Origin of the sequence: Pseudoxanthomonas putridarboris (genome assembly GCF_038321125.1) — a bacterium.
Lineage (GTDB): Bacteria > Pseudomonadota > Gammaproteobacteria > Xanthomonadales > Xanthomonadaceae > Pseudoxanthomonas_A > Pseudoxanthomonas_A putridarboris.
This window is the reverse complement of sequence record NZ_JBBWWT010000001.1, coordinates 705,853-727,357: the sequence shown is the minus strand read 5'-3', so window position 1 is coordinate 727,357 and position 21,505 is coordinate 705,853. Positions and strand designations below refer to the sequence as shown.

The following is a 21,505-nucleotide window of genomic DNA, read 5'->3' as shown; positions in this document are numbered from 1 at the left end:
CGGCATGAGCCACTCCCCCCTTCCTGCCGCCAGCGGCGGTGGTGTGGCGCGCGTATTCCGTTACCTGTACCGCGTGCCGCTGCTGCTGGTCCACCTGCTGGTCGTCCTGCCCCTCATCCTGGTGTGCATGCTGCCCCCGCAAGGCGGCATCGCCGTGGGCGACGAACGGCTGGAGGAGTGGGTGGTCCGCAAGTGGTCCGCCGGCCTGATGCGCATCTTCGGTTTCCGCCTGCGCCGGGTGGGCACGCCGCTGCCGGGCGCGACCCTGTTCGTGGCCAACCATGTCAGCTGGATCGACATCGAGGCGCTGCACAGCCAGCGCATGATGGGGTTCGTGGCCAAGCACGAGATCCGGGGCTGGCCGGTGGTGGGCTGGCTGGCGGCGCGCGGGCAGACCATCTTCCACCAGCGCGGCAGCCAGGAATCCCTGGGCGGCGTGCTGCACGAGATGATGCAGCGCCTGCGCAGCGGCAAGTCGGTGGGGGTGTTCCCGGAAGGCCGCACGCGTGACGGGCATGCGGTGGGGCCGTTCCATGCACGCATCTTCCTGGCCGCGGTCGAGGCGGGCGTACCGGTGCAACCGGTGGCATTGCGCTATGGTGCCCATGGCAGCGCGCAGCCGGTGGTGGCGTTCGGGCCGAAGGAAAGCTTCTTCGCCAACTTCCTGCGCCTGCTGGGCGAGCCGTCGCGCACGGCGGACATCTGCTTCCTGGAGCCGATCCGGATCGCCGACGTCGAAGGACGCCGCCGCATCGCCGAGCTGTCGCGCGAGCGCATCGTGCGGGCGATGGCGGAGGCGTGACCGCCCACCGGTGCTGACGGCGTTCCGTCAGAGTCGAAGGAATACTCGAATCCACAGTGCCACTCTGAGACCGACGTCACCGCGATAACCCCATGATCACCGCCGCCGACTACCGCCCGCCCCGCTGGCTGCGCAATCCGCACCTGCAATCGGTGCTGGGTTCCAGCGCGCTGCGCCGCAGCCGCGGCCTGCGCGCGCTGTCCGGCAGCGGCGCGGTGACCACCGAGCACATCGTCGATGGTGGCGACGGTGTCCGCCTGCAGGGCTTCCACAGCCACTTGCCCGGGCGCGAGCCGCGCGGGTTGGTGCTGCTGCTGCACGGCTGGGAAGGCAGCGCCGACTCCAGCTACATGCGGATGACCGCCGCGCAGCTGCTGGCGCGCGGGTTCGAGGTGTTCAGGCTGAACTTCCGCGACCATGGCGACACCCACCACCTGAACGAGGACCTGTTCCACTCCAACCGGCTGGATGAAGTGGTGCACGCGGCGCTGGACGTGTCGCGGCGGTTCGCGCAAGGGCCGATGATGGTCGCGGGATACTCGCTGGGCGGCAATTTCGCCCTGCGGCTGGCCCTGCGCGCGCCCGGCGCCGGACTGCCGCTGGTGCACGTGGCCGCGGTCTGCCCGCTGCTTGACCCGGCCACCACGATGGACCGCATCCAGCAGGGCATGCCGCTGTACGACTGGTACTTCACCCGCAAATGGCGCAGCTCGCTGGTGCGCAAGCGCGACCTGTTCCCGCAGCTGCACAATTTCGACGATGCCACGCTGTCGCTGGATATCCGCTCCCTGACCGACTGGCTGGTGCAGCGGCATACCGCGTTCGGTTCGCTGGAAGCGTATTTCGACGGGTATTCCATCGGCGGCGACCGGTTGGCCGGGCTGCAGGTGCCGGCGCACATCCTGATGGCCGAGGACGACCCGGTGATCCCCTTCGACACCTTCCGCGACTGGGCGCTGCCGGCGCAGGCCACGCTGGAGATCGCCCCGTGGGGCGGGCACTGCGCGTTCATCGAGAATGCCGCCTGCGACGGCTACGCCGAGCGTTGGGTGGCCGACCGGCTGGCCGACCGCACGGCCTGATCCCGCCGCCGCCGCTACAATAGGCGTTTGTCCGAACGCCGGTAGCCCATGTACGACACCATCATCGATGCCCTGCGCCGCGGCGCCGTGGGCGACGCCCTGGCCGCCGCCGAAGCGCTGGTGGCCGAACACCCCGACGACGCCCAGGCGCACCGCTGGCTGTCCGCCGCGCAGCAGCAGGACGGCCAGGTCGAGGCCGCGCTGGCCAGCATCGACCACGCCCTGGCGCTGGCCCCGGAAAACGCCGACCTGCACCTGGCCCGCGCCGGCGTGCTGGTGGGCAGCCGCCGCACCGACGAGGCGCAAGCCGCCCTGGCGCAGGCCACCGGGCTGGACCCCAACCAGTTCACCGCCTACATCATCCAGGCCCAGCTGGCGCTGGGCCGGGGCGACCTGGACGAAGCCGAGCGCCTGAACCGCCTGGCCGCGCGCGTCTCGCCCGACCATCCGCAGCTGGCTGCCGTCGACGGCATGGTCGCCCTGCGCCGGGGCGACCCGAACAGCGCGCTGAAGATCGTCACGCCTGCCATCCAGGCGGCGCCCGACGACACGCAGTTGCGCTACACGCTGGGCTTCGTCCACATGGCGCTGGGCCATTGGGCCTTCGCCGAGCAGGCGTTCCGCGGCGTGATGGAAAAGACCCCGGGCACGGACACCCTGCGCAGCCTGATCGCCGACCTGATCCGTCGCCAGGGGCGTCCTGCGGATGCCGCGGACGAATTGCTGCCGTTGGTCGCCAACGCCAGCACGGCCTCGCCGGGCCTGCACCGCTACATCGGCCATCTGCGCCTGGCCGCCGGCCAGAACCAGGACGCGCTGGATTCGCTGCGCGTCGCGCTGGCCGGCCAGCCGCGCGACCGCGACACCTTGCTGGCGATCATCGAAGCCTGGCGCCGGCTGGGCGCGCAGGACGACGCGCGCGCCAGCCTGGACGCAGCGCTGGCCACCACCTCCGATTCGCATGAGTTGTGGCTGGCGCGCCTGCTGTTCGAAACGGTGGGCAGTGCCGGAGCGCGCACGGTGGTGGAACGGTGGATGTCGGCGATGCCCGGGCACGTGCCGGCGCTGGAAGCGCAGATGACGGTGCTGGACGACGCGGGCGAGCATGAGGCCGCCGAAGCGATCGCCAAGCGTATCGTCGAACTGGAACCTGGCCGCATCAGCGGCGAGACGCGTCTGGTCGATGCCTTGCTGGAGCGTGATCCGATGGCCGCCATCGCACGCGTGGGCGAACTCGCCTCGAAGGCGGAGAACACGGACCAGCAGCGTCGTATGCGTAATTGGCAGGGTTTCGTGCGGGACCGCGCGGGACGCTTCGCCGACGCGGCGGATACATGGGCTGCCTTGGCGCATGAACTGGCGCCTTCGCGCCTGCCGCTGTGGACGGCAACCGGCGCGCAGGGGCCCTGGCCGGAATTCGGCGCGATACAAGAGCCGACACAGTCGCGGCCGATTCTGCTGTGGGGCGCGCCGGGCACGGTGGTCGAATCGCTGGCCGGCGTGCTGGGCTTCGTCAGCGACCGTCTGCGCGGCGACCGATTCCTGCCGCAGCCGCCGTCGGACGGGTTCCAGAACTACAACACGCCCGCGCGACTGCTGTCGGGCGAGTTGACCGGAGAAGCGCTGATCGCCGAGTGGCGCACCGCCCTGTCGGCGCGCAGCGTCGACACCGGCGTGATCGACTGGCTGCTCTGGTGGGACAACACGCTGCTGCATGCCTTGCGTCCTCATCTGCCAGAAGGACTGTTGCTGATCGCCGTGCGCGATCCGCGCGACGCCCTCCTCGATTGGCTGGCCTTCGGATCGCCCGCGCCGCTGGCGCTGGACGACCTGCAACAGGGCGCGCAGTGGCTGGCGCGCCTGTTCGAACAGATCGCCGACCTGCATGAGCAAGATCTTTATCCCAGCCGCCTGATCCGCATGGATGCCATCAAGGACGATGCCGGCGCGGTGTCCGCCGCGCTCGGCGAAGCGCTGGGCACCCAGCTGCCGGTGCCGCCGTCCTCCGGCGCGCGCCGTTTCCCCGAGGGCCATTGGCGCCGGTATGCTCAGGTGCTGTCTGATCCGTTCGCGGCGCTCACGCCGGTGGCGGTGCGGCTGGGTTATCCGGAAGCCTGATCCGACAACGTGCTGGTACGACCAGCAGGAGTGTGCGCGATGCGTTTGTGGAGCGACAGTTTCGAGAACAGCAAGCCGATCCCCGCCGAGTTCGCGATGGGCCAGCCGGATGGTTTCGCGCCCAACCGCAACCCGCACCTGGCGTGGGATGACGTACCCGCCGGGACGAAATCGTTCGCGCTGCTGTGCATCGACCCGGATGCGCCGACGGTGCCGGAAACCGTCGGCCGCGACGACCTGCAGATTCCGGTGGAGCAGCCGCGTGGCGACTTCGTCCACTGGACGATGATCGACATCGCGCCGGACGTGCGCGACATCGCGGCCGGCAGTTGCAGCGACGGCGTCACCGCGCAAGGCAAGCGGAACCCGCCGGGCCCCAAAGGCGCGCGGCAAGGCCTGAACGACTACACCGGCTGGTTCGCCGGCGACGCGCAAATGGGCGGCGACTATTCCGGCTACGACGGTCCCTACCCGCCTTTCAACGACCTGCGCACGCACCGTTACTTCTTCCGCCTGTTCGCGCTGGATGTCGAAAAGCTGGACCTGCCCGCGCGCTTCACCGCGGCCGATGTGTTCCGCGCCATGCACCAGCATGTGCTGGCCGAGGCGATCGTTCACGGCACCTATTCGTTGAACGCCAGGCTCAACGGCTGACTCGCTCCCCTACCCAGGCGTGGGAGCGACGTCAATCGCGACCGGATGCCGGAAAAAGCTCTTTAGCCACGGATTGCGCGGATGAACACGGATAAAGCGTTTGTGTTTGATCCGCGTGCATCCGCGCAATCTGTGGCAAGGAAACGCTTTTCGGTACCCAGTCGCGACTGACGTCGCTCCCACGTTGGGAAGGCGGCGGCGCCTACGGCTTCACCGTTTCCGATTCGACCACCATGTCCAGCACGTAGGCGTTCGATGACGCATCGGCGGGCGGGTTCTCCACGGTGTAGCGCTTCACGCGCAGCACGTTGCGAACGCCGGGTTCGTGGGTGTAGCCCTCGATGGCGTCGTAGAAGTGCTGGAACTCGCCCTGCGTGCCGGTCTTGATGCCCTTGTCGTCGTAGCCGATCTCGCGCACCTGCAGGCACTGCTTGTCGGGGATCAGCGGATGGCTGCACGACTTCGTTTCCGCCGCGACTTCGAGGAACACGCGCTCGCCCGGGACGCCGTAGCGCGTTTCGGCGGTGGGCTCGCCCGCGAATGCCAGCGTGTCGCCGGCGGCGTTGGTCAGGGTGAGCCGGTTCGGGTCGCCGCTCGCGGTGCTCAGCGTCAGCGGGCCTTCCAGTCGCTTGCCGATCTCCTGGTCCAGCGCCATCAGCTTGTTGTCCGCACAGGCCATCATCGTCGAGGCCAGCCGGCCCAGCGTCAGTGTGTTGCCTTCCAGGGTGTAGCCGCCACCCATGCGGTTGCAGGTATTGCTGATGCTGGCGCGGCCGTCGGCGAAATCGAGTTGCACCGGCTGGTCCGCGCGCACGAACAAGGCGTCGATACGCGCGTTCCGCGCGTCGGTGGCATCGCTCAGCCGCCAGTGGTACCGCGGCAGCAAGTCGCCGGCGGCGGCCGGTGCGGCGGTCGCATCGGGCGTGACCGGTGTTTCGGCGACGGGCGGTGTGGCGGTATCTTCGGCGGGTTTCGGGCAACCGGCCAGCAGCAAGGGCAGGGTCAGCAGCAACAGTCGTTTCATGGCACGCTCCTCCAAGGGTGGCTTATGCAAACGCGTGGCGGGTTTGAATGGGGTGAAGGTTCCCCGTCTGCTGTAGGAGCGCCCCATGGGCGCGATGCTTCTCGTCGGCGGAACGAAGAGCATCGCGCCCATGGGGCGCTCCTACATGGAGGGCTCAGCTTCCCGCCGGCATCAGCAACAGCAACAGTCCGCCCAGCACGAAGCGGTAGACCGCGAAGCCGGTGAAGCGGTGCTCCTTGATGAAGCCCAGTAGCCACTTCACCACGACGAAACCGGTGGCGGTGGCGGCGGCGAAGGCCAGGGCCACCGCCGCCCAGTTCTCGCTACCCAGCGCGTCGTCCTTCACCAGTTCGAGGAACGCGTAGCCGCTGGCCGCGAACATGGTGGGAATGCCCACCAGGAACACGAACTCCGCCGCCGACGAGCGCCGGCTGGTGCCGGCCAGCATGGCCATGAAGATGGCCGCCGCCGAACGCGAGGTGCCCGGGAACACGCCGGCCACCACCTGCGCCAGGCCGACCAGCACGGCCACCTTCCAGGTCACGGTGGCGATGTCGCCGCGCTTCTCGGCGAAATGCTCGGCCACCAGCATCCACACGCCGCCGATGATCAGCGCCCAGGCGATCGGCGTGACGGTCTCCGGCAGCTCCCAGCCGGCCAGGCGCACGGGCAGGCCCACCAGCGCGGTGACCAGGAAGGCGACGGCCAGCTTCAACGCATAGTCGCGATGGACCGGATCGCGCCAGCCGGTGGCCAGTTCCCACAGGCGCCGGCGGAACACCAGCGTGGTGGCCAGGATGGCGCCGGCCTGGATGACGATGTTGAAGAAATCCGACTGCGCGCCCAGCCAGTGCTGGGCGATCAGCAGGTGCCCGGTGCTGGAGATCGGCAGGAATTCGGTCAGGCCTTCGAGGATGCCGAGCAGCAGCGCGGCGAGCAGGTCGGTCATGGGAGTGCGAGCGGCGGAAAGCGGCCAAGCATAGTGGAATCCGCAACGCACTGTATTGGTGCAATTTGTTGAATTTAGTCCCCTAAAAGGTGCGATAACATCGCGCCGTCTTCACGTTGGCCCAATCGAATCAATCGCTTGGGATGCGCCGGGAGTTGGCACGGCGATTGCTGTACCCATGCCACGACCCTTTAACCAACCCCGAGGTTTCCGAAGATGTCTGCGGACAATGTTGAAAAGCTGATCAAGGACAACAAGGTCGAGTTCGTCGACCTGCGTTTCGTCGACATGCGAGGCGTGCAGCAGCACGTCACCTTCCCCGCCAGCATCGTGGAACCGGCGCTGTTCGAGGACGGCAAGATGTTCGACGGTTCCTCGATCGCGGGCTGGAAGGGCATCAACGAGTCCGACATGGTGCTGCTGCCCGACGCCGGCACCGCCTATCTGGACCCGTTCATGGCCGATCCGACCGTCGTGCTGACCTGCGACATCCTGGATCCGGCCACCATGCAGGGCTACGCGCGCTGTCCGCGCGGCGTGGCCAAGCGCGCCGAGGCCTACCTGAAGTCCAGCGGCATCGCCGACCAGGCCTTCTTCGGCCCGGAGCCGGAGTTCTTCGTGTTCGACGGCGTGCGTTTCGGCAACGAGATGGGCCACACCTTCTTCAAGATCGACTCGGAAGAGGCGGCCTGGAGCAGCGGTGCCAAGATCGAAGGCGGCAACAGCGGCTATCGCCCGGCGGTGAAGGGCGGTTACTTCCCGGTCCCGCCGACCGACTCGCTGCAGGACCTGCGCGCGGAGATGTGCAAGACGCTGGAACAGGTCGGCATCGAGGTCGAGGTGCACCACCATGAAGTGGCCGCCGCCGGCCAGTGCGAGATCGGCACCAAATTCAACTCGCTGGTCAAGAAGGCCGACGAACTGCTGATGCTGAAGTACATCGTCAAGAACGTCGCCTACCGCAACGGCAAGACCGCCACCTTCATGCCCAAGCCGGTCGTCGGCGACAACGGCAGCGGCATGCACGTGCACCAGTCGCTGGCCAAGGGCGGCAACAACCTGTTCTCCGGCGACGGCTACGGCGGCCTGAGCCAGCTGGCGCTGTGGTACATCGGCGGCATCTTCAAGCACGCCAAGGCGATCAACGCGTTCGCCAACTCGGGCACCAACAGCTACAAGCGCCTGGTGCCGGGCTTCGAGGCGCCAGTGATGCTGGCTTACTCCGCACGCAACCGCTCGGCCTCGTGCCGCATTCCGTGGGTGTCCAACCCGAAGGCCCGCCGCATCGAGATCCGCTTCCCCGATCCGCTGCAGTCCGGCTACCTGACCTTCGCCGCGCTGATGATGGCCGGCCTGGACGGCATCAAGAACCAGATCGACCCGGGCGCGCCCAGCGACAAGGACCTGTACGACCTGCCGCCGGAGGAGGAGAAGAACATTCCGCAGGTCTGCTCCAGCCTCGACCAGGCGCTGGAAGCGCTGGACGCCGACCGCGACTTCCTCAAGGCCGGCGGTGTGTTCACCGACGACCTGATCGATGGCTACATCGCGCTGAAGATGCAGGAAGTGACCAAGTTCCGCGCGGCCACGCATCCGCTCGAATACCAGTTGTACTACGCCAACTGATGCGTCAGGGACTGACCAGCAATGTGGCTGCGGAGGGGCGGATGTCCGGCCCGCCGCAGCACGGCGGGCGTTCGGAAGGGATGCGCGGCAGTGCCGCGCAAGCATCCCTTCCTCACCCGCTCGAATCCCAGCTGTACTACGCCAACTGAGCAACCGCGGCGATGGCGACGGATCACCCCTCCCACCCGTCGCCATCGCCGCACCCTCCATCCGGCTGGGGAGCCGGAGCAACACCGGGCATCGATTCCGGAGATCGCACCAACGCTGTCGCCGCAACAGGGGAACCACAAGAGAGGTCCATGAACCGCAACTCCCTCCCACGTCATCCGTTCCCGCCGCAAACGATCGCGGTGGGCGCGGCTGTGGTTCATGCATCGCTTCGCACCGACAACGTGTCCGCTGTCAGGGGGCTGCGCGCACGGGTGACCTGAAACCGCCGGCCGGCTTGGGCCGGCCGGTTCCATCCACCATCGGGGTATGCGCATGAAACTGATCACCGCCATCATCCGGCCGTTCAAGCTCGACGAGGTACGAGAGTCCTTGTCGCAGGCGGGCGTGTCCGGCATCACCGTCACCGAAGTCAAGGGCTTCGGCCGGCAGAAGGGCCACACCGAGCTCTACCGCGGCGCCGAGTACGTCGTCGATTTCCTGCCCAAGATCAAGATCGAGACCGTCGTCACCGACGAGCGCCTGGATGCGGTGGTCGAAGCCATCCAGCAGGCCGCCGGCACCGGCAAGATCGGCGACGGCAAGATCTTCGTCACCTCCATCGACCAGGTCATCCGCATCCGCACCGGCGAAGTCGGCGCGGACGCACTCTAATACTCGGAGCCCCACATGAAGACTCGACTGTTTTCCGGGTGGAAAGCCCGTGCCCAAGTGCTGTGCCTGGCCGCGCTGTGCGGTGTGATGGCCGCCGGCGCCGCGTTCAACGCCGTCGCCGCGCAGGATCCGGCGCCGCCGGCCGAAGCGGTGGCCGAGGAAGTGGCCATCGAAGCGGCCGAAACGGCGGTCGACGCCGCCGCGGTGGCCGAGGAAGCCGCCGTTGAGGAGGCCGAGGAGGCCCCCGCCTTCGACAGCGGCAACGTCGCCTGGATGCTGACCTCCACCCTGCTGGTGCTGCTGATGGTGGTGCCCGGCCTGGCGCTGTTCTACGGCGGCATGGTCCGCTCGAAGAACGTGCTGTCGGTGCTGATGCAGGTGCTGGTGGTGTATTCGGTGGTGGTGATCATCTGGGTCGCCTACGGCTACAGCGCCGCCTTCACCGAGGGCAATGCGTTCTTCGGCTCGTTCACCGAGAAGGCGTTCCTGAAGGGGATCGTCGCCGACACCGATGCCGACGGCCTGCCGGAGTTCCTGTTCGTCGTGTTCCAGTCCACCTTCGCCGGCATCACCACCGCGCTGATCGTCGGTTCGTTCGCCGAGCGCATCAAGTTCGCCGCGGTGCTGCTGTTCGCGGTGCTGTGGGTGACCTTCGGCTACCTGCCGATGGTGCACATGGTGTGGAGCGGCGAAGGCGGTTTCCTGGCGCACAAGGGCGTGATCGACTTCGCCGGCGGCACCGTGGTGCACATCAACGCGGGCGTGGCCGGCCTGGTCGGCGCGTACTTCCTGGGCAAGCGCCTGGGCTACGGCAAGGAGGCGCTCAAGCCGCACAACGTGCCGTTCACCTTCGTCGGCGCCGCGCTGCTGTGGGTGGGCTGGTTCGGCTTCAACGCCGGTTCGGCCCTGGCCGCCGACGCCAGCGCGTCGCTGGCGATGATCAACACCATGGTCGCCACCTCGGCCGCGGTGATCGGCTGGACGCTGGTGGAAGCCGTCACCAAGGGCAAGCCGTCGGCGCTGGGCGCGGCCTCCGGCGCCATCGCCGGCCTGGTCGGCATCACCCCGGCGGCCGGCACGGTCGGGCCGATGGGTGCCATCGTGATCGGTTTCGCGGCCGGCGTGATCTGCGTGTGGGGCGTCAACGGCCTGAAGCGGCTGCTGGGCGCGGACGACAGCCTGGACGTGTTCGGCGTGCACGGCATCGGCGGCATCGTCGGCGCCATCCTGACCGGTGTGTTCAGCGCCGAATCGCTGGGCGGCACCGAAGCGGACCTGGCCATCGGCGCGCAGGTCTGGGTGCAGGCGATCAGCGTCGGGTTCACCATCGTCTGGTGCGCCGTGGTGACCTCCATCGCGATCCTGATCGCCAAGCTGTTGTTCGGCCTGCGGGTCAGCGAGGAAGCCGAACGCGAGGGCCTGGACATCACCTCGCACGGCGAATCGGCCTACGAGGCCTGACCGGCTTGCCGGGGACGGCTTTGCACTAAACTGGTGCAATGCCGTCCCCGAACTCCTCCGCAATGCTTTCCGAACCCACCACCGACGCGCTCAGCACGCCGGTGGCCTGGGCCGACGCCAGCGGCCTGATCCGCGGCGTCAATCCTGCCTTCGCCCGCTGGTTGGGCGTCAGCACCCGCCGCCTGATGGGACAACCGCTGGCGGCCCTGGAGATCGAGAGCGACGCCATGGCGCGCTTCCTGGACAACACCGACCGCGACGTCCTGCGTCTGCACCGCATGGCGCTGGGCATGCCCGGCGAGGCGCCGTGCTTCGCCGAGGGCTGGCTGTCGCGGCTGGATGGCGGTGGCTGGCTGCTGGAGGCCCACCCGGTGGACGAATTCCCCGCGCTGGACCCCGCCCAGGCGCTGCCCAACGCGTTGAGCGCCGCCCTGAAGGGACTGGCGCACGAACTGCGCAACCCGCTGGCCGGGCTGAAGGGCGCCGCGCAGCTGCTGGCCCGCCGTGCCGGCCATCGCGACGACAACGACGACGAGCGCGAGCTGATCGGGCTGATCGAGTCGGAGATCAACCGCCTCAACAGCCTGCTGGAACAGCTGCTGTCGCCCTCGCCGCAGCGCCCGCACGCGCCGATCAACATCCACGCCGTGCTGGAGCGCGTGCTGCGTCTGGCCGAGAACGAGGGCGGCTGGTCGGTGCGCCTGCAGCGCGACTACGACCCCAGCCTGCCGGAGCTGTCCGGCGACCCCGACCGCCTGACCCAGGCAGTCTGGAACCTGGTGCGCAATGCCATCCAGGCCGGCGCCGCCAGCATCATCCTGCGCACCCGGGTCGAACACGGCTCGCGCATCCACGACCACCTGCATGCGATGGCGCTGCGGGTGGAGATCGTCGACGACGGCCGCGGCGTGCCCGAGGAACTGGCCGAGCACCTGTTCCTGCCGCTGGTCAGCGGCCGCGCCGACGGCAGCGGCCTGGGCCTGGCGCTGGCGCAGCAGGTCGCGCGCGAGCACCGCGGTTCGCTGGCCTACCGCTCGCGCCCCGGCCACACCGTCTTCACCCTGTTGCTGCCGCAATTGCCGCACGATCACGACGAGGAACGTCATGCCCACCACTGACCGGATGAGCACGCCCGTGCACGCCGATGCCCAACGCATCTGGGTGGTCGACGACGACCGTTCGGTGCGTTTCGTGCTGGCCACCGCGCTGCGCGATGCCGGCTACGCCGTCGACGGCTTCGACAGCGCCGCCGCCGCCCTGCAGGCGCTGGGCGCGCGCGGTGCGCCGGACCTGTTGTTCACCGACGTGCGCATGCCCGGCGACGACGGGCTGGTGCTGCTGGACAGGCTGAAGTCCACCCATCCGCAGCTTCCCGTCATCGTGATGTCGGCCTATACCGATGTCGCCAGCACCGCCGGCGCCTTCCGTGGCGGCGCGCACGAGTTCCTGTCCAAGCCCTTCGACCTGGACGATGCGGTGGCGTTGGCCGCGCGCACGTTGCCGGGCAGCGAGGAATCGGGTGAGGCGGAGGGCGCGGAGATCGCACCGTCTTCCGGAACCCCGCAGCTGATCGGCGACACGCCGGCGATGCGCGCGCTGTTCCGCGCGATCGGCCGGTTGGCGCAGGCGCCGCTGTCGGTGCTGGTCACCGGCGAGACCGGCACCGGCAAGGAACTGGTCGCGCACGCGCTGCACCACGAATCGCCGCGTTCGCGCAGGCCGTTCGTCGCGCTGAACACCGCCGCGATTCCCGCCGAACTGCTGGAAAGCGAACTGTTCGGCCACGAGGCCGGCGCGTTCACCGGCGCGCAGAAACGCCACATCGGCCGCTTCGAGCAGGCGGACGGAGGCACGCTGTTCCTCGACGAGATCGGCGACATGCCGCTGCCGCTGCAGACGCGGTTGCTGCGCGTGCTGGCCGAGGGCGAGTTCTTCCGCGTCGGCGGGCGCGAGCTGATCCGCGTGGACGTGCGCGTGATCGCCGCCACCCACCAGGACCTCGACGCGCTGGTGGCCGAAGGCCGCTTCCGCGCCGACCTGCTGCACCGGCTCAACGTGGTGCGCCTGCAACTGCCGCCCTTGCGCGAACGCCGCGCCGACGTGCCGCAACTGGCCGAGAACTTCCTCGCCGTGGCCACCCGCAAGCTGGACATCGCGTCCAAGCGTTTCAGCACCGCCGCGCTGGAGGCATTGCAGGCCCACGACTGGCCCGGCAACGTGCGCGAACTGGAAAACGTCTGCTGGCGCCTGGCGGCATTGGCGCCGGCGGACCTGATCACCGCGGCCGACCTGCAGGGGGCCATATTGACGGGCCCGGCTGCCGGCGGCGCCAGCGGCGAATGGGATGGCGCATTGGCGGAATGGGCGCGGCGGCGGCTGAACGAAGGCGCCGGGTCGCTGCATGCCGAAGCACGCGAACGGCTGGACCGCACGCTGCTGGAAGTCGCGCTGGAGATCACCCACGGCCGCCGCGCCGAGGCGGCGGTGAAGCTGGGCGTGGGCCGCAACACGGTGACGCGCAAGCTGGGGCCGGGGCGCAAGCGCGGCGCTTGAGGCTTGGCTCCCCGCGTGCGGTGAGAAGCCGGCATCGCGGGGACCCGGGTAGTCCTCTGGTTTTCGCCGCACGGACGGGTGCCGGGGCACAGCGCCGTCGGCTTCATTGAACGTGAAGGTTATCGCCGTTACGGTAACCCTCCTTCCTTTCGTCCTGGAGTTCCCCCATGCGCATCGCATTGTTGGCCGCCTCCACCGTGGTGTTCCTGGCCGCCTGCGGCACGTCGCCGCAGCAACCGCCGGCCGCGCCCGCCATTCCCACCGTCAGTGCCGCCCAGCAGGCGGTCGCCGTGCTGGCGTCGGCGTCCGGCAGCCTGGTCAGCGGCACGGTCACCGTCACGCCGATGGGCACGGGCTTGCACCTGACCGGCGAGGTCGGCGGCCTGCCCGCCAACAGCACCCATGCCTTCCACGTGCACGAGAAGGGCGATTGCAGCGCCGCCGACGCCTCCAGCGCGGGCCCGCACTTCAATCCGTTCGACACCGAGCACGGCCAGGCCGGCAGCGGCGCGCACCACGCCGGCGACATGAACAACATCGTCGCCAACGCCGAGGGCGTGGCGACGATCAACGCGCACGTCGAAGGCGTCACCCTGGGCGGCGGTGCGGTCAACGACGTCGCCAATCGCGCGCTGATCGTGCACGCGGCACCGGACGACTACACCAGCCAGCCGGCCGGCAACGCCGGTGCGCGCGTGGCGTGCGGGATCATCAAGATCACGCAGTAGACGATCGCCATGTGGGAGCGCCGTCCCGGCGCGGGCTTTTCCTTCAGCGACGGAAAGCTCGCGGCCGGAGGCCGCTCCCACTCGTCGTTTCAGGACTTCAGGGTTTCCCGCGCATCCGCCTTGCCCGGGCAGTGCGCGAACGTCACCGGGATGCCGTGCGCTTCCAGCACGGCGGCGATCTGCTGCTGGCGGGCCTGGAAATACCCGTAGGCGCGTTCCAGCCGCTCGTCGGTGGCTTCCTGCGGGGCATAGCGCGCGCGCCACGCCGCCGGTTCGAACAGGGCGATGTGCGCCTCGCCGTTGGCGTAGCGCAGCAGCGGTTCCGGCGGAGCGTCCAGCCATTGCTCGGATTCCGGCGCCATCAGCGCGGTTTCGATGACCGGCCACAGTGCGCCCAGGCCGCCGTGGTCGTACTGCATCGCGGTCATCGCGGCCAGGTCGTGCACGGTCAGGTAGCGCGCGTGCTCGATCTGCGCACCGAACGCCTGCTGCGCCAGCAGCGCGGTATCGGCCTGGGCCATGCCGGTTTCCAGCAGGACCTCCTCCAACCGTTCGGCTACTTCGCTCACCGTATGGTGGTCCTCGCCGCTCAGCAGGAACGGCAGCACGCGCAGCTGCCCGCCGCCCAGCGTGGCGTCGGCCTGGAAGGGCAGCGGTACATCGCCCGCTTCGTCCGCACCGAAGGCGATCACGCGCGCGCCCTGGTTGCGACCGGGCGCGCGCTGGTGCAGCTCGCGCAGGCGCTGGTGCAGCGGCCATCCGGGGCGCAGGGCCTCGGCCGGGTCGAAGTGGGCGGCGGCCAGCACCAGGTCCAGTTCGCGCACCTGCGGAGCCAGTTGGGCCAGGTCGCGGCCCAGCCGTCCGGCCAGTTCGCTGGCCTGCGACGGCGGCAACGCCGCGCGCTGCGGCATGCGACCCGCCGACAATTCCAGCGCGATCACGCCCATCACCGTGGTGTTTGTTGGGGATCGAGTCATGTCAGCGTTTGGCGGCTGTGTGGGGGAGCATTACACTTGCATTATGCCTGTCGCCACCGCGGCGACCCACCCGACCGCTCCAGAGAGGTTCCCCATGCCAGCAGCCCGCCCCGTCGCCATCCTCGGCGGCGTCCGCATTCCGTTTTGCAGGCAGAACACCGCCTACTCGGATGTCGGCAACCTGGGCATGTCGGTGCGCACGCTGGGGGCGCTGGTCGAACGCTTCGGCCTGCACGGCCAGCAGTTGGGCGAAGTCGCGATGGGCGCGGTGATCAAGCATTCGTCGGACTGGAATCTGGGCCGCGAAGCCGCGCTGTCGTCCGGCCTGTCGCCGCTGACCCCGGGCATCACCCTGCAGCGCGCCTGTGGCACCAGCCTGGATTCGATCATCACCATCGCCAACAAGATCGCGCTGGGGCAGATCGACTCGGGCATCGGCGGCGGTTCGGACACCACGTCCGAAGTGCCGATCGTCTACGGCAAGAAGCTGCGCGCGCGCCTGCTGGCGGCCAACCGCGCCAAGACCACGCAGGCGAAGATCAAGGCGCTGGTCAGCGGCTTCAGGTTCGGCGAGCTCAAGCCCGAGTTCCCGGGCGTGGCCGAGCCGCGCACCGGCAAGAGCATGGGCGACCATTGCGAGGACATGGCCAAGCAGTGGAACATCTCGCGCGATTCGCAGGACGAACTGGCGGTGGCGTCGCACAAGAAGCTGGCCGCGGCCTACGAGCGCGGTTTCTTCAGCGACCTCATCGCGCCGTTCCGCGGCCTGGAGCGCGACAACATCCTGCGCCCGGACACGTCGCTGGAAAAACTGGCGACGCTGAAGCCGGCGTTCGACAAGACCTCCGGCCGCGGCACGCTGACCGCCGCCAATTCCACCCCGCTCACCGACGGCGCCGCCGCGGTGCTGCTGGCGTCGGAAGAATGGGCGCAGGCGCATGGCCACGAGCCGCTGGCCTGGCTGCGCGACGCGCAGGTGTCGGCGGTGGACTTCGTGCATGGCGAGGGCCTGCTGATGGCGCCCACCATCGCGGTGCCGGAAATGCTGAAGCGCCACGGCCTGACCCTGCAGGACTTCGACATCTACGAGATCCACGAAGCCTTCGCCGCGCAGGTGCTGTGCACCTTGCGTGCGTGGGAAAGCGAGGACTACTGCCGCAACCGCCTGGGCCTGGACGCACCGCTGGGCAGGATCGATCCGGCGAAGATGAACCCGAATGGTTCCTCGCTGGCCACCGGTCACCCGTTCGCCGCCACCGGCGCGCGCATCGTCGCCACCGTGGCCAAGGAACTGAAGGAACGCGGCGGCGGCCGCGCGCTGGTGTCCATCTGCACCGCCGGCGGCATGGGCGTGGTGGCGATCGTCGAGCGCTGAGTTCGCCGTAGCGCGCAGGCTCTTGTGGGAGCGACGTGAGTCGCGACGTTGGCGTTCCGGTCGCGACTCACGTCGCTCCCACGATCAACCGTAGGGTGCGCCCCGGCGCACCATCCCGCGATCTTCGTCAAGCCTTCATGTAGGTGCGCCAGGGCGCACCCTACGTGCGCAGGCGCGGCACGCCGTGTTCGTCGCGTTCTTCCACCACGGCTTCGTCGTGGATCTTTTGCCTGAGATCGCGGCCGGGCAGTTCGCGCGTCGCTTCGCCGCGGGCTGCCTTCAATGCATTGCCGTAGCAGTGCTGCGCGAGCGCGTCGTCGCCCGCGGCGGCGAAACCCTCGCCCAACTCCTCCCAGGCATCCGCGCCGGCGCCCTGCGCCAGCGCGCGGTGCAGGAACTCCTGCGCCTGCCCCCATTGCCCCTGCTGCCGTGCCAGCCGCGCCAGCGTGACCAGCAGCGCGGGGCTGGCGGGACGCGTCTGCAGCCAGCGTTGTGCGCTGGCGCGACGCGAGTCGAGTTTGCCGATCGGCAGGCGGCCGTAAAGGGCGGCCAGCGATTCGTCCCATTGCGCATCCAGGGCCTGCTCGATGCTGCGGGCGGCGGCGTCCTCCCAGCGCAGGGCCGCGGCGCGTTCGGCGTAGGCGGACACGACCGAAGGCTGGTTGCGCAGCGGCTTGGTCAGGCTTTCCCAGCGTTCGGCCAGCACATTGGCGTCGGCCGCTTCATGCAGCGACTGCGTGGCCAGGCGCACTTCCAGGGCGTCCAGCACGGGCGCGGTCATCGCTTGCTGCTGCTTCAACGCACCCAGCAGGCCGTAGGCCTCGCCGGAGCGCGCGGTGGCCGCCAATGCTTCGGCACGCAACGCCAGTCCACGCGGGGGAAGCGGTTGCGCGGCGGGCGCGTCCAGCGCGTCCAGCGCCTGTGCGGGCTGCCCGGCGGCGAGGGCGCGCTCGGCCACCACCAGCGCGTGCGACACCGGGGCGCGTTCCGCCAGCGCGGCGAGATGCCGCGACGCGGCGTCGCTGTCGCCGGCCGCATCCGCGGCGCGGATGGCGGCGGCCCGCGCGATGGTGCCGACCTCGTCGTCTTCGGCGGCGCGTTCCAGCAGTTTCCCCGCTTTCTGCCAGCGGCCCGCATGCAGGGCCTCCAGGCCCTCGATCAGCCGCGCGCGCGCCTGCTTGCGGCGGTAGCGGCCCCAGGCGAGGAACGGCAGGCTCAACAGCCGCCATGCCAGCCACAGCACGAAGCCGGCCAGCAGCAGCGACAGCACCGCGCGCGGCACGTTGGTGTGCAGGTCGTAACCGGCGAAGCGAACGAACACTTCGCCCAGGTCGCGGTCGGTGCCGGAGAGCCATTGCGAAGCGAGGACTCCCACCAGCATGAGTACCAGCAGGACGACTACCGTGCGGAAGACTTTCATGGCATCACCTCCTCCGTGCCGTCGGACGCGGGCGCGACCGGCGGCAGGCGCAGCTGCGCGCCGGCGCCGCGCAACGCGCGCAGCTGCTGCAGCGTGCTGCCCAGCACGGGCGAGCCGGTAGGCGCGGGGGATGCGCGCAGCGCCTGCAGTTGCGCCCGACCTTGGCGCAGTGCGGGTGAATCGGGCCACAACCGGGTCAGCCAGCCATCGACGCGGGCCAGCGCGGCGCCGAAGCCTTCGTCGTCGCCCCGCTCCAGCGCGGCGCGCGCCAGCGAAAGCTCGATCTGCAGCGCGGTTTCGGCGGCGGTGCGCTCGGACGGCGCGATGATCGTGGCGTCGCGCGAGGGACGCACGTCCGCCAACGGCGCCAGCACGCGCTGCCAGGCGGGGCGCGCTTCGGCCGGCGCCGTCGCATCGCGTGCGCGCGGCAACTGCGCCAGCGTGCTGGCGAAGGCATCCAGCCGGGCGATCCGCGCGGCCTGCGGATCCTCGCCCGGCGCGTCCAGCGCGGTGCGTTCCTGCGCCAGCGCCTGCTTCAGGTTCAGCAGGCGGTGATCGTCCACGCCTTCCAGCGCGCCGGCCGCCAGCGCATAGGCGCGCCTGGCGCCCTCCACGTCGCGCGCGATGTCGAGGCGTTGCGAGGCCTGCGACAGCAACAGTTCCACTTCATCCAGCCGCAACGCCTGCGCGCCATGGCGACTGGGATCGGTCAGCTTGGCGACGCTTTCCTCCAGCAATGCGCCGCGCTGGCCCAGGCCCAGCACTTCGTCGCGCAACACGCGGTTGGTGGCGATCACGTCCTGCAGGCGTTGCGTCTGCCTGCGCTGCTCGTCGCGCAGGGTTTCCAGCCGACCCTCCAGCGCGGCCACGCGCTGTTCCGCATCGGCGGCAGCGGCCCGTGCCTGCGCCGTGCGCGCCTGCCACTCGACCCAGCCGCGCCAGCCCGCCACGGCCACCAGTGCGATGATCAGCAGCAGCGCGATGAGGGCGCGATGGCCGCGCGGGCGGGAGGTGGCGGGCGTTTCGTCGTTCACGCAAGCATCCTTGTCGACAGGCAGAACCGTGATCTGTTGCGCAGATGCTAACGGATGCGGCCCGCCATCGCGGTCGCGGCGGCGTTCATCATCTGCGCGGGACGCGGCCCTTCCGCCTGCACCACCCGCTGGAAACCGGCATTACGCGCGGCATCGGCCAGCCGTGCGCTGGCGGCCACCGCCGTACTCCGTTTCAACGTGCCCGAGACGCCGGCGGGAAGCTGCGCCAGCACCTGTTCCAGCGCCCCGCCGCTGCTGAGCAACAGGCACGCCGGCGCCTCCAGCGCGGCCAGCCGCCGCACGCTGCGGGGAGAAAGCGGCAGGGGTTCGCGGCGATAGACCTCCGCGCGGCGCAGGTCCGCGCCGCGCGCCTCCAGCGTGGGCGCCAGCAGGTTGCGGCCGTCGGGCGCGGTGACGAAGCCGATGCTCTCGCCTTCGACGTGCCGCAGTTCCGGAAGGGCCAGCAGCCCCTCGCTGTCCATCCGTGCCGGCGCCACGACGTCGCCGATCCCGGCGCGGCGCAGTGCGGCGGCGGTCCCGCTGCCCACCGCCAGCCAGGCCTGGCCGGGCGCGGCGCGCAGGGCCTGCAGCCGTCGCGCGGCCGCGACGGCGGCGGGGCTGGTGAACAGCACCTTGCGCGCCGCCAGCGCGGCGCGCAGGTCGGCCCGGGTGCGGGCGTCGTCGTTCTCGCGCACGCGCCAGGGCGACAGCGCCAGCAGGCCGGCGCCATGCCGTTGCGCGGCCCGGCGCAAGGCCCCGTGCGCACCTAAGGGCCGCAACGAGATGACGTACCATGCCGGCGGCGCTGGATGTCCCATGCGCGGATTATGAGCGATGAGTATCGAGCAAGCCCTGCAGGAACTGCGCGACTACTGCCGCGGCATGCCGCCGGTGGCGGCCATGCGGGTGGCCGTGGACGGCTACGACGGCCGCCACCTGCGCCTGACCGCGCCGCTGTCGGCCAACGTCAACGACAAGGGCACGGCGTTCGGCGGCAGCCTGACCTCGTTGATGACGGTCGCCGGCTGGGGGTTGGTCACGCTGCGGCTGCGGCTGGCCGGATTGAAGGCCGAGGTGTTCGTCGCCGACAGCCAGATCCGCTATCTGGCGCCGCTGTATGCGGACCTGGTGGCGGAAGCCGGCTTCGCCGAGGGGCAGTCCTGGGATACGTTCCTGGATACGCTGGCGCAGCGCGGCCGGGCGCGCATCCAGATCGAAGCGCGGGTGCCGCTGCCGGACGGCGGGCTGGCGACCACGCTCGGCGGGCGCTATGTCGCCCTGCTGAAGCAGTAGCATGCAGGTCCGGACAAGGGGGTCGCGATGATGCGGATGGTGCTTCAGATAGTGGTGCTGATCGGGCTGATGGCGGCGCTGTCGCCGGCCGGTGCGCAGAGCAGGCTCCAGCGAGGCAAGCTGCAGCAGGTGCAGGACGCCTACGCGGCCGCGGTGCGCTGGGGCGATTTCGAGAATGCCTGGCAGGCGGTGGATCCGGTCTACCGGGCCGAACACCCGATGAGCGAGCTGGAATTCGAGCGCTACCAGCAGGTGCAGATTTCCGGCTACCGCGACCTCAACAGCAGCACCGGCCCCGAAGGCACGGTGGAGCGCCAGGTCGAGCTGCGGGTGATCAACAAGCACACCATGGCCGAGCGGACCATGCGCTACCGCGAGCGCTGGCGCTGGGACCCCGAGGCCAAGCGCTGGTGGCTGGTGGTGGGCCTGCCGGACCTGTGGCACGGCGAATAGCCCGCCCCAGGCGCCCCGGGCGGCGTCCTGTGCGACAATCGCCGCCCGCTCCATTGCCGCCGATACCCTGTGAACTTCGACGAATTGCTGGCCTTCGCCGGCCGCAACCAATTCAACATGATCCTGTCGATGGCGCTGGTCGGCCTGACCGTGGCCATCGCGTACACCGAGATCGCCCGCCTGTTCCGCGGCTACAAGCCGCTGCGGCCGGCCGAACTGACCCGTCTCATCAACACCGAGAACGCCCTGGTCGTCGATCTGTCGGCGAGCAACGACTTCGAGAAAGGCCACATCGCCAGCAGCCGCAACGTGCTGCCCAGCAGTTTCGACCCCGAGAACAAGCTGCTGGCCCAGGCCAAGTCCCTGCCGGTGGTGCTGGTCTGCCGCAATGGCCAGGCCTCGGCCGGCGCCGCCAAGCGGCTGAAGAAGGCCGGTTTCGAACAGGTCTACTGGCTGGACGGCGGCGTGGCCGCCTGGCAGCAGGCCGACCTGCCGCTGGTCAAGGGTCGCTGATCCCCCGCCTGGCCGCTCGCGCCCTTGAACAGGGTGGCGGGCGCCGCCATGACATAATCGTCCATTCACCGCTGCATTCCAGATTCCGGAGTTAGAAGAAATGTCCGACGAAACCACCAACGGCGCGGTCGCGCCTGCCGCCGAAGCCGCTGGCCCCGCTTTCACCGTCGAGAAGATCTACGTCAAGGACGTTTCCTTCGAGGTTCCCGGCGCGCCCGCCATCTTCGCCGAGAACGTGCAGCCGGAGCTGCAGCTCAACCTCAACCAGCGCGTGCAGCGGCTGGGCGAGAACGCCTTCGAGGTGGTGCTGGGCGTGACCCTGACCTGCAAGGCCGGCGACAAGACCGCCTACGTGGCGGAAGTGCAGCAGGCGGGCATCTTCGGCCTGATGGGCCTGGAGCCGCAGGCGGTCGACGTGCTGTTGGGCACGCAGTGCCCGAACATCCTGTTCCCGTATGTGCGCCAGCTGGTCAGCGACCTGGTGCAGGCCGGCGGTTTCCCGCCGTTCTTCCTGCAGCCGATCAACTTCGAGGCGCTGTACGCCGAATCGCTGCGCCAGCGCGCCGCGCAGGGCGACAATGCCGGGCTGGCCAATTCGGAACCCGCCGGCAACGCCTGATC

Annotated in this window: 21 protein-coding genes; 15 read left to right on the top strand and 6 right to left on the bottom strand. The window is 69.6% G+C overall.

Going from position 1 to position 21,505, the window contains the following annotated elements; translation table 11 throughout:
- The first annotated feature begins 4 nt into the window (after positions 1-4).
- The 4 genes from AAD027_RS03190 (at position 5) to AAD027_RS03175 (ending at position 4,656) form a co-directional block, all read left to right on the top strand.
- A complete protein-coding gene (locus tag AAD027_RS03190) occupies positions 5-802 on the top strand; it encodes a lysophospholipid acyltransferase family protein (protein WP_341724553.1) in 798 nt (265 codons plus the stop codon).
- A 92-nt stretch (positions 803-894) separates the two neighbouring features.
- Complete coding sequence (locus AAD027_RS03185) at positions 895-1,884, top strand: YheT family hydrolase (RefSeq protein WP_341724552.1); 990 nt, start codon at positions 895-897, stop codon at positions 1,882-1,884.
- 48 nt (positions 1,885-1,932) lie between these two features.
- Positions 1,933-4,002, top strand: coding sequence for a tetratricopeptide repeat protein (locus AAD027_RS03180; protein WP_341724551.1), 2,070 nt, complete (start codon positions 1,933-1,935; stop codon positions 4,000-4,002).
- A gap of 39 nt (positions 4,003-4,041) precedes the next feature.
- On the top strand, positions 4,042-4,656 hold the full coding sequence (locus tag AAD027_RS03175; protein ID WP_341724550.1) for a YbhB/YbcL family Raf kinase inhibitor-like protein: 615 nt from the start codon (positions 4,042-4,044) through the stop codon (positions 4,654-4,656).
- 202 nt (positions 4,657-4,858) lie between these two features.
- On the opposite strand, the gene AAD027_RS03170 is transcribed toward AAD027_RS03175, so the two are convergent.
- Positions 4,859-5,680, bottom strand: a complete 822-nt coding sequence (locus tag AAD027_RS03170; RefSeq protein ID WP_341724549.1) for a DUF4377 domain-containing protein — start codon at positions 5,678-5,680, stop codon at positions 4,859-4,861.
- Positions 5,681-5,834: 154 nt separating this feature from the next.
- Positions 5,835-6,629 carry an undecaprenyl-diphosphate phosphatase gene (locus AAD027_RS03165; RefSeq protein WP_341724548.1) on the bottom strand — a complete coding sequence of 265 codons (795 nt, stop codon included), beginning with the start codon at positions 6,627-6,629 and terminating at the stop codon, positions 5,835-5,837.
- Between the two features lie 216 nt (positions 6,630-6,845).
- On the opposite strand from AAD027_RS03165, the gene glnA reads away from it, so the two are divergent.
- From glnA to AAD027_RS03135, 6 genes are all read left to right on the top strand, one after another.
- Positions 6,846-8,255 carry a type I glutamate--ammonia ligase gene (glnA, locus tag AAD027_RS03160; protein WP_341724547.1) on the top strand — a complete coding sequence of 470 codons (1,410 nt, stop codon included), beginning with the start codon at positions 6,846-6,848 and terminating at the stop codon, positions 8,253-8,255.
- 483 nt (positions 8,256-8,738) lie between these two features.
- Positions 8,739-9,077, top strand: coding sequence for a P-II family nitrogen regulator (locus AAD027_RS03155; protein ID WP_341724546.1), 339 nt, complete (start codon positions 8,739-8,741; stop codon positions 9,075-9,077).
- 15 nt (positions 9,078-9,092) lie between these two features.
- Positions 9,093-10,538, top strand: coding sequence for an ammonium transporter (locus tag AAD027_RS03150; RefSeq protein WP_341724545.1), 1,446 nt, complete (start codon positions 9,093-9,095; stop codon positions 10,536-10,538).
- A gap of 62 nt (positions 10,539-10,600) precedes the next feature.
- Positions 10,601-11,656, top strand: a complete 1,056-nt coding sequence (locus tag AAD027_RS03145; protein ID WP_341724544.1) for a two-component system sensor histidine kinase NtrB — start codon at positions 10,601-10,603, stop codon at positions 11,654-11,656.
- Positions 11,657-11,660: 4 nt separating this feature from the next.
- Entirely contained in the window at positions 11,661-13,091 is a 1,431-nt protein-coding gene (gene ntrC / locus AAD027_RS03140) for a nitrogen regulation protein NR(I) (protein ID WP_341724741.1), read from the top strand.
- Between the two features lie 167 nt (positions 13,092-13,258).
- The gene (locus AAD027_RS03135) at positions 13,259-13,819 is read left to right on the top strand and encodes a superoxide dismutase family protein (RefSeq protein ID WP_341724543.1); all 561 of its coding nucleotides are present in this window, start codon (positions 13,259-13,261) and stop codon (positions 13,817-13,819) included.
- An 89-nt stretch (positions 13,820-13,908) separates the two neighbouring features.
- Here AAD027_RS03135 and AAD027_RS03130 read toward each other — a convergent pair whose 3' ends face one another.
- Positions 13,909-14,796 carry a hypothetical protein gene (locus tag AAD027_RS03130; protein ID WP_341724542.1) on the bottom strand — a complete coding sequence of 296 codons (888 nt, stop codon included), beginning with the start codon at positions 14,794-14,796 and terminating at the stop codon, positions 13,909-13,911.
- 94 nt (positions 14,797-14,890) lie between these two features.
- Here AAD027_RS03130 and AAD027_RS03125 point away from each other — a divergent pair, with 94 nt between their 5' ends.
- Positions 14,891-16,171, top strand: coding sequence for an acetyl-CoA C-acetyltransferase (locus AAD027_RS03125; protein WP_341724541.1), 1,281 nt, complete (start codon positions 14,891-14,893; stop codon positions 16,169-16,171).
- Positions 16,172-16,331: 160 nt separating this feature from the next.
- Here the strand turns inward: AAD027_RS03125 and AAD027_RS03120 are convergent, their stop codons facing one another.
- The 3 genes from AAD027_RS03120 to AAD027_RS03110 are packed head-to-tail and all read right to left on the bottom strand — an operon-like array spanning position 16,332 to position 19,443.
- Positions 16,332-17,591, bottom strand: a complete 1,260-nt coding sequence (locus AAD027_RS03120) for a heme biosynthesis HemY N-terminal domain-containing protein (protein ID WP_341724540.1) — start codon at positions 17,589-17,591, stop codon at positions 16,332-16,334.
- On the bottom strand, positions 17,588-18,625 hold the full coding sequence (locus tag AAD027_RS03115) for a hypothetical protein (RefSeq protein ID WP_341724539.1): 1,038 nt from the start codon (positions 18,623-18,625) through the stop codon (positions 17,588-17,590). The genes AAD027_RS03120 and AAD027_RS03115 overlap by 4 nt, the downstream gene beginning before the upstream one ends.
- A gap of 47 nt (positions 18,626-18,672) precedes the next feature.
- Positions 18,673-19,443: a uroporphyrinogen-III synthase gene (locus AAD027_RS03110; protein WP_341724538.1), complete on the bottom strand. Its 771-nt coding sequence runs from the start codon at positions 19,441-19,443 to the stop codon at positions 18,673-18,675.
- Between the two features lie 16 nt (positions 19,444-19,459).
- Here AAD027_RS03110 and AAD027_RS03105 point away from each other — a divergent pair, with 16 nt between their 5' ends.
- From AAD027_RS03105 to secB, 4 genes are all read left to right on the top strand, one after another.
- Positions 19,460-19,918, top strand: coding sequence for a YiiD C-terminal domain-containing protein (locus tag AAD027_RS03105; RefSeq protein ID WP_341724537.1), 459 nt, complete (start codon positions 19,460-19,462; stop codon positions 19,916-19,918).
- 30 nt (positions 19,919-19,948) lie between these two features.
- Entirely contained in the window at positions 19,949-20,371 is a 423-nt protein-coding gene (locus AAD027_RS03100; protein ID WP_341724536.1) for a hypothetical protein, read from the top strand.
- Between the two features lie 69 nt (positions 20,372-20,440).
- Complete coding sequence (locus tag AAD027_RS03095; protein ID WP_341724535.1) at positions 20,441-20,884, top strand: rhodanese-like domain-containing protein; 444 nt, start codon at positions 20,441-20,443, stop codon at positions 20,882-20,884.
- A 100-nt stretch (positions 20,885-20,984) separates the two neighbouring features.
- Positions 20,985-21,503 carry a protein-export chaperone SecB gene (gene secB / locus AAD027_RS03090; RefSeq protein ID WP_341724534.1) on the top strand — a complete coding sequence of 173 codons (519 nt, stop codon included), beginning with the start codon at positions 20,985-20,987 and terminating at the stop codon, positions 21,501-21,503.
- The last annotated feature ends 2 nt before the right edge of the window (positions 21,504-21,505 follow it).

What these genes read in the sequence shown, in the direction of transcription:
- AAD027_RS03190 (WP_341724553.1), top strand. Translation starts at nt 5, where the DNA reads ATGAGCCACTCCCCCCTTCCTGCCGCCAGCGGCGGTGGTGTGGCGCGC.
- AAD027_RS03185 (WP_341724552.1), top strand. Translation starts at nt 895, where the DNA reads ATGATCACCGCCGCCGACTACCGCCCGCCCCGCTGGCTGCGCAATCCG.
- AAD027_RS03180 (WP_341724551.1), top strand. Translation starts at nt 1,933, where the DNA reads ATGTACGACACCATCATCGATGCCCTGCGCCGCGGCGCCGTGGGCGAC.
- AAD027_RS03175 (WP_341724550.1), top strand. Translation starts at nt 4,042, where the DNA reads ATGCGTTTGTGGAGCGACAGTTTCGAGAACAGCAAGCCGATCCCCGCC.
- AAD027_RS03170 (WP_341724549.1), bottom strand. Translation starts at nt 5,680, where the DNA reads ATGAAACGACTGTTGCTGCTGACCCTGCCCTTGCTGCTGGCCGGTTGC.
- AAD027_RS03165 (WP_341724548.1), bottom strand. Translation starts at nt 6,629, where the DNA reads ATGACCGACCTGCTCGCCGCGCTGCTGCTCGGCATCCTCGAAGGCCTG.
- glnA (WP_341724547.1), top strand. Translation starts at nt 6,846, where the DNA reads ATGTCTGCGGACAATGTTGAAAAGCTGATCAAGGACAACAAGGTCGAG.
- AAD027_RS03155 (WP_341724546.1), top strand. Translation starts at nt 8,739, where the DNA reads ATGAAACTGATCACCGCCATCATCCGGCCGTTCAAGCTCGACGAGGTA.
- AAD027_RS03150 (WP_341724545.1), top strand. Translation starts at nt 9,093, where the DNA reads ATGAAGACTCGACTGTTTTCCGGGTGGAAAGCCCGTGCCCAAGTGCTG.
- AAD027_RS03145 (WP_341724544.1), top strand. Translation starts at nt 10,601, where the DNA reads ATGCTTTCCGAACCCACCACCGACGCGCTCAGCACGCCGGTGGCCTGG.
- ntrC (WP_341724741.1), top strand. Translation starts at nt 11,661, where the DNA reads ATGAGCACGCCCGTGCACGCCGATGCCCAACGCATCTGGGTGGTCGAC.
- AAD027_RS03135 (WP_341724543.1), top strand. Translation starts at nt 13,259, where the DNA reads ATGCGCATCGCATTGTTGGCCGCCTCCACCGTGGTGTTCCTGGCCGCC.
- AAD027_RS03130 (WP_341724542.1), bottom strand. Translation starts at nt 14,796, where the DNA reads ATGACTCGATCCCCAACAAACACCACGGTGATGGGCGTGATCGCGCTG.
- AAD027_RS03125 (WP_341724541.1), top strand. Translation starts at nt 14,891, where the DNA reads ATGCCAGCAGCCCGCCCCGTCGCCATCCTCGGCGGCGTCCGCATTCCG.
- AAD027_RS03120 (WP_341724540.1), bottom strand. Translation starts at nt 17,591, where the DNA reads ATGAAAGTCTTCCGCACGGTAGTCGTCCTGCTGGTACTCATGCTGGTG.
- AAD027_RS03110 (WP_341724538.1), bottom strand. Translation starts at nt 19,443, where the DNA reads ATGGGACATCCAGCGCCGCCGGCATGGTACGTCATCTCGTTGCGGCCC.
- AAD027_RS03105 (WP_341724537.1), top strand. Translation starts at nt 19,460, where the DNA reads ATGAGTATCGAGCAAGCCCTGCAGGAACTGCGCGACTACTGCCGCGGC.
- AAD027_RS03100 (WP_341724536.1), top strand. Translation starts at nt 19,949, where the DNA reads ATGCGGATGGTGCTTCAGATAGTGGTGCTGATCGGGCTGATGGCGGCG.
- secB (WP_341724534.1), top strand. Translation starts at nt 20,985, where the DNA reads ATGTCCGACGAAACCACCAACGGCGCGGTCGCGCCTGCCGCCGAAGCC.